General features: G+C 66.9%; 7 protein-coding genes. 4 read left to right on the forward strand and 3 right to left on the reverse strand.

All coding sequences use genetic code 11. The annotated features are described in order from the left end of the window. Positions 1-9 precede the first annotated feature (9 nt). From ACIP79_RS41785 to ACIP79_RS41795, 3 genes are all read left to right on the forward strand, one after another. Complete coding sequence (locus ACIP79_RS41785) at positions 10-444, forward strand: hypothetical protein (protein WP_401233090.1); 435 nt, start codon at positions 10-12, stop codon at positions 442-444. Between the two features lie 260 nt (positions 445-704). After that, positions 705-902, forward strand: a complete 198-nt coding sequence (locus tag ACIP79_RS41790) for a hypothetical protein (protein ID WP_401233092.1) — start codon at positions 705-707, stop codon at positions 900-902. A gap of 179 nt (positions 903-1,081) precedes the next feature. Beyond that, positions 1,082-1,864, forward strand: coding sequence for a TSUP family transporter (locus ACIP79_RS41795; RefSeq protein ID WP_401233095.1), 783 nt, complete (start codon positions 1,082-1,084; stop codon positions 1,862-1,864). Between the two features lie 317 nt (positions 1,865-2,181). Here ACIP79_RS41795 and ACIP79_RS41800 read toward each other — a convergent pair whose 3' ends face one another. Together ACIP79_RS41800 and ACIP79_RS41805 are read right to left on the reverse strand one after the other, a co-directional pair. Next, complete coding sequence (locus tag ACIP79_RS41800) at positions 2,182-2,634, reverse strand: hypothetical protein (protein ID WP_401233098.1); 453 nt, start codon at positions 2,632-2,634, stop codon at positions 2,182-2,184. Between the two features lie 488 nt (positions 2,635-3,122). Beyond that, on the reverse strand, positions 3,123-3,779 hold the full coding sequence (locus ACIP79_RS41805) for an RDD family protein (protein ID WP_401233101.1): 657 nt from the start codon (positions 3,777-3,779) through the stop codon (positions 3,123-3,125). A 113-nt stretch (positions 3,780-3,892) separates the two neighbouring features. On the opposite strand from ACIP79_RS41805, the gene ACIP79_RS41810 reads away from it, so the two are divergent. Further along, positions 3,893-4,156 (forward strand): hypothetical protein, encoded by a 264-nt coding sequence (locus ACIP79_RS41810; protein ID WP_401233103.1) that lies wholly within the window; start codon positions 3,893-3,895, stop codon positions 4,154-4,156. Between the two features lie 477 nt (positions 4,157-4,633). Here ACIP79_RS41810 and ACIP79_RS41815 read toward each other — a convergent pair. Further along, positions 4,634-6,121: polymorphic toxin-type HINT domain-containing protein (locus tag ACIP79_RS41815; RefSeq protein WP_401233105.1), on the reverse strand; the 1,488-nt coding region annotated here is incomplete at its 5' end.

A 6,121-nucleotide genomic window follows, 5' to 3' on the forward strand; every position in this document is an offset into this window, starting at 1 on the left:
GGGGGATGTGTGTCTCAGCAGAACAGGGGCGCAATCGACCACGCAGCGCTGTGGTCGGCAGCTCTCGCCGCAGTGATCACTTTGTCGCTCGGAGACGGGCGCTACGACTGGCTCAGTTTCGCCTTGGGGGTGGCTCTGGCACTTCAGATCGCCGCCTTCTACCGCCCCGCACCCTCCGAGCCCTACAGCGGGTGGGATCGCTGTACGGCAGCGGGAGGCTTCGGGGCCGTCAGCGGGCTGGTCGCCGTGATGATCCTTGCGTGGCCGGTCCAGATCGTCGTCGGGACGCCACCTGGATGCCGCCAGGAACAAGTTGACGTGGACGACTGCGCTGGCGCTGCGGCCTACGCCTGGTTGGGCGTGGTGTGGCTGACGGCTGCTGTGGCGCTGACCTGTTGGCACTGGGCGAAGGTGGTCTGTCAGCCGACAGCACCGCCGACCTGAGCCGCGGGCACTCATCGGATCGCGGAGCATCTGGCGGCAAGCCGGTGCTCAAACGGCTCTCCCTCGTGCTCACTGGCCAAGTTCGCCACCACCGCCCGGCGGGCGGTCCTGTCGAACTGCCGCGTCCTGGGTGAAGGTCGACATCGGCTTAGCCGCCCGCCGAGGCCGCTGCGGCGCCGCCTCGAACGGCCGCGCCATTCCGCCCGTTATCCTCCGAACCGGGCAACTTGCGCTGATCATCCAGAGCAGAGGCCCCGCCGATGACCACCACTCCCCCGCCGCCCCTCAGCGACCCCTGCGCACTGGCCTGCCCCGGCTACCGGGTCGGTCTCTGCGCCGGCTGCCAGCGCGAGACCCACCGGTACGGATCCGGCGGCTGCCCGCTGTGCCAGTGGTGCAGGAACCCGGCACAGGAACGGTGGGACCCGGAAGTGCACTACCTCAACACCCGTACCTGACCGCAAGCCAGGCGAACGCCAGGCCGGCTCTGCTCACGAGTCACGGAGGAGGACGGCAGTTGTTCCCCGCCTCACGAGGCGGTTGGATCAGTGCGGGATCGTTCACGAGAACGAGAACGGGAAATGCCTGATCGGGAGCCTGTTCCGGGTGCAGGTCGACGAGTGCTGAGGGATACGTCGTGGAGTGCTCGACGGGACTGCTCGGTTTCGCCACCGGGCTGCTGATATCGGTCACCACCGCGCCCGTAGGCGTCTCCGGAGCGGTCTTCCTGCTGCCCGTTCAGGTCAGCGTGCTGGGCGTGCCGAGCCCGGCCGTGACACCCACGAACCTGCTCTACAACGTCGTGGCCGGCCCCGGTGCCCTCCTGCGCTACTGGCGGGCCGGAAGGCTGGGCGGGCCGCTGACCCGGCTACTCATCGCGGGCACAGTTCCGGGAGTTGTCGTTGGCGCCGTGCTCCGCGTCGTCGCCGTTCCCAGTCCGGGCATCTTCCGCCTTCTCATAGCCGCGCTGCTCCTGCCGCTCGGGCTGTGGCTGTGGCTGCGGACCTTCCGCCCGGCACCACCCCGCATCCGCCAACAGCTTTCGCCTCGCGCGACGACAACGCTGGCCCTGGCCGTCGGAATCGCCAGTGGCATCTACGGAATCGGGGGCGGCTCTCTGCTCGGCCCGATCCTCGTCGGCCGCGGAGCACCGGTCGCCACCGTCGCACCCGCAGCCCTGACTTCCACCTTCGTGACCTCGGTCGTCGGCGCGGCCACCTACGCGCTGCTCTCCCTCGCGGCCACGGGCGATGTCGCTCCCGACTGGCTGCTGGGCCTGTCCTGCGGTGCCGGCGGCCTCCTCGGCGGATACCTTGGTGCCCGCCTCCAGCCGCACCTGCCCGAAACAGCCCTCCGGTGCCTTCTCGGAAGCCTCGCCACCGGAATCGGCGCACTCTACGTCGTTCAGATCCTTTCCTGACGTTGCAGCACCCGAGCGCCGTCGACACTCGTGAGCATGACGCGTGGACTGCTCAAGCGCCGCGTTTCGTCGCCCACTTCGGCACCGCCTTCTTCTTCGCGGCCGGCTTCTCAGCTGCCTTCTTGGCCGTCTTCTTCGGCAGCTCGTGCACGTCAGCGTCCCCGCTCCCGCCGTGTGGACGATCACGTAATTCGGCTCTGTCGCTGATCTTGTGACGCTGCGTCGGCCTGAAGGCCCTGGTGGTGCTGGCCGAGGTGGTCGGATACCTCTCGCTGGACGGCGGGCCTGCAGGCCATGCATCAGCCGGTCGCCTGAGGTCAGCGTGCCCGGGCGAGGTCCAGCAGGTGGTGCATGACCGCCACTGGCAGTGCCGGATTGCCTGCGGCAGCGGCGGCATGTGCCGGCAGGGTGAGCCGCCGGAGCAGTTCGTCGGCGGGCAGCCTGGGGTCGCGCACCGCCCAGCCACCCACCTCAGGGTCGTCGGCCAGCCGCAGCACCAGCTCCGGCCCGGCCTCCGGGTCGTCCAACGCGGCGTGCCGCAGCCGCGGGTTGGGGTCGTCGGCGAACCGGGCCAACCCGGGCCGGGCGAAGTTGCGGTGGTTGCGGTACCCCGACCAGTACCGGTCCTGCACCGTGGCGTACAGCTGCACCAGCAGCTCGTGCGGCGCGTCCTCGCACGACTCGGCCAATGTGCGCCGCACCCACTCGTCCTCGTCCGCGGCCAGCAGGGCCACCACGCCCGGCGTCAGGTGCGGCTGAGCCGCGAGCACCCGCCGCAGACCGACGTGCGCCGACCGTCGCCGGACGCGGCGTGGTCCAGGGCCCGGCAGGCGAGCCGGTGCATCCAGAACCGGTGTGCCAGCGGGCGCGGACCCTCGCGTCGATCCGGGCCGCAATCCCCCGGCCGCGAGCTCCTCGAGCACGCTGGCGAACCGGCTGGCACCGGCCCGGGTCCGGGCCGCGTGCCCACGGATGGCGCCGGCAGGCAGCGGGCTCAAGCGGCTGGCGTGCGACCCGGCCCGAAAAGCTGCGGGGAAGCGTGCTGGCAGCGGAACAATTGGGGGTAGTTGATGGTTCATCGGTATGTGGCTGCGGAGGGGACAGTGTCCCCGGGCCTCACCTACAGCCCATGGGGACGATCGTCCGGCTGAAGCCCCATGGAGCCTTCCGCCGCGAGGCGACCGCCCTCCGCACGCCACCACCTACCGCCCCGGCCGGCCCTGGGTACCCCCGTCTTCGACTGGGGCAAGAACGGCTCTTACCGACCAGTTGGCCACCGCACCACCACTGTCCGGGCCACGCGGTCGTACTTGCTCTGGTGATAGGTACCGCGATCCTTACCCATCTGCGCGAGCAGGATCCCGCCCACCAGGAGGTTCAACCCGGGGATCGTCATGAACGCCGCCCGGTCGAACTCCCTGAGGAAGGTGTCTTTCCACGAGGGAGGGAGGGTGCCGTCGGACCACAGCCGGACCACCCGCAATCCAAAGATCCGCTTCCCGACGGTCGTGCCCCACCAGTGCACGAGGGGAAGGAAGTACAACAACCCACCGACCACGAACCCCACAGGCATGAGGACCAGCAGAGCGACACCGTCAATCGAGGCAACCGCAGCCATGAAACCGAGACACGCGAACACCGACGCGATCGACGTGTCCACCACGCGAGCCGCAATCCTGCGTCCGTTGGAAGCCAGCAAGAGCACGAGTGCACCGGTGACGGCTCTTGCCGTGACGGCATTCCCGTCCACGACATACTCCACCGACGCTCCGTCGGGCCGGGTGCCCTTCACCGGATCCATACCGGCCAGATGGTCCCGGTACCACTCCCTCCCCATCGACCTGGAAACCATGGAGGGGACTCCCTCGATGCCCTCACGATTCACCGTTGCTTGGCCGCTCATGTGCTCGCTCACTCCACTCTCAACACCGCATCGGCGAATTCTTGCGGCGGCTGATATCCGTGATCTGCCACGTAGTGCAAGATCACTGCCGGGGCGACGTACCCACAGTCGTCACCGCCCGGCACATGGATCTCTCCACTGCCGATAAAAACCTGACAGAATCTGACATTACTTCGCGCTTCCTGGAAGATCGGACAGAAATCACAGAAGTGCATGCCGCGATAAACGTTGACCGCATCTTTGGCCAGCTCAAGGAGGATGCCGACGAATTCATCGAGGACATCGCCCTTCGGAAATTCATGGGAAAATTATCGGAGTATTCCACTCGGCACACTCCGCTACGACTCGCGCAATCTGCCGACGCTTCGGGTAACTGGAGCGAATCTTAGAGAGGCGTTCCGCGTACAATTCCGCGACATCGGACCCCTCTTCGGACAACAAGCGGAAATCACCCTCGCGCCATATGTCCTCAACTCCCCGCAGAGTCGTCTTGATTCCCTGAAACTCAGCCCTTGAGTATCCGCCGCCAGCCTGCAACAGATCATCGCAGGAATCCCAGAAGTTCCCCACGCTGGATCTGATCCTCCATTCGCGATCGTCTGAAGGCAGCTCTTGCGACGCCACCAGAATCGCTACGCCAGCAGCTGTCGATTGAAAATATGACGGGCCGGACGAGTCCTCCAGGGCGCCGATCTCGCTTCGCCAGCTCCTCAGCGAGGCGATCTTCTCTGCACCTCCAGGAACTGCTGGACCGCTGCACCCAGCGACGATGTCATCGAACTCTGCCAGGTGCGAGGCCCCCGCAACCTCAAGGATGGGTCGCATCCTGGCGAGAGACAGCCCTCCGGTCAGGCTCCACAAGTCCATCAGCCGCCGCCCCCTAGAACCACTCGCCATGGCGTGTTTCCAGTACTCGACACTCCGGCGCCCTTGCCGATCGGGCTTGGCGTGAGGCCCACGCCTGGACCTGTCGCTTGCGCGAAGCATGCAGGGCACATCCTAGTCGACGAAGCCATCCCTGTGATCTCCCAGTCGCTCCCCAAGCGATTCATGATCGTAGCCTCGGCATGGCCTTGCCCGGGGATGTAGCGCTCGCCGCGCAGCGGCGCATTGCCGCCCCTCCATTCATCGGGCAGACCCGTGCGTTCAGTTGCAACCCACGTTTCGGATCCACCCGTATTCACGTTCCGAACTCGGGCAACCGCAACTGTCGATGCCTCGTCGGCCCGCGTTGCATAAAGCCCGCGGGCTCGATCAAGCAGAGCACCGCCGCAATTGTGAACCAGGACCGGTGTGGCCCCCGCCAGCACATAGTACGTGTGGGTGACAGAGACAGTCAGGTCATGGGTCCGATGCGGGTGATGCCAGATTTTGACGGCAGATATGAGAGCTGCCGTACCTGAAGCCTCGTGCAAGGTCATGCCGGCCTCGAGGTTGCCGGCGTCGATCCATTCACTTGCGGAGTCGACCCAGAACGGATGAGTCACCGTCGCCACGATCTTCGACGACTTTTTGCCGTCGCTGATCGTTATGGTGGCGAAGTCCTTGTCGCGCTTGGTGGTGATCAGCTTGTCGACAGGGCGGGACTCGCTCTTGCCCGTCTTGGGGTCGGTAGCCAGGACCTTGTCGCCCTGTTTGATGTCTTCGATCTTCTTTTCGTGGCCGTCGGCCATCAGGACCTTGGTCGCGGGCAGGAAGCTGTGGTTGCAGTTGGCCGCGCCGCTGTGAGGGGCGGCTGTTTTCGTGCGTTGGCTGCCCCTGGCCGCGCCGGCCCCCGCGACTTCCTCTGCCGCGCTTTCCGCCGCTCTGGCTCCGGAGCCGGTTGCTGCCTTGGAGGCTGCGGCTGTCTGGCGGCCTTTCGCGATGGCTGCCGCTCCCGCTCCGGCGATACCCATCGACCCGGCGATGACGGCTCCGCCTTCGGCCATCACACCCAGGGATGCACCCACGAGCGCTCCTCCGAGGCTGCCCGCCTCGGCGGCCGCTGTGAAGCCCGTGGCGCCGGCCAGCAGTACCGCTCCGCAGCCGCCTGCTGTGAAGGCGACGCAGGCAACCACCCCCACGACCACGGCCGTTGCCACCACGGCCGCGATGACCGGGTGTTGTTGAACTACGTGGTACGCCTTGTGCGTGACCTTGGAGCCGTAGCAGGAGATGGACCAGCCACAGTCGTGGTGGGAGCTGCCACCACCGTTGCCGCCACCACCGTTGCCACCTCCACCGCTGTGGTGGGTGCCGCTGTCGTTGTCCGAGTCCGTGCCGTCCAGGGCCTTGGCCGACGCGGTGCCGTCTCCGCCGCCCGTCTCGTACACCCGCATGAGCCCGTTCGGGTCGCTGCCGGTGAGTGGGTTGTC

Origin of the sequence: Streptomyces sp. NPDC088747 (genome assembly GCF_044751025.1) — a bacterium.
In the GTDB taxonomy this organism is placed as follows: domain Bacteria; phylum Actinomycetota; class Actinomycetes; order Streptomycetales; family Streptomycetaceae; genus Streptomyces.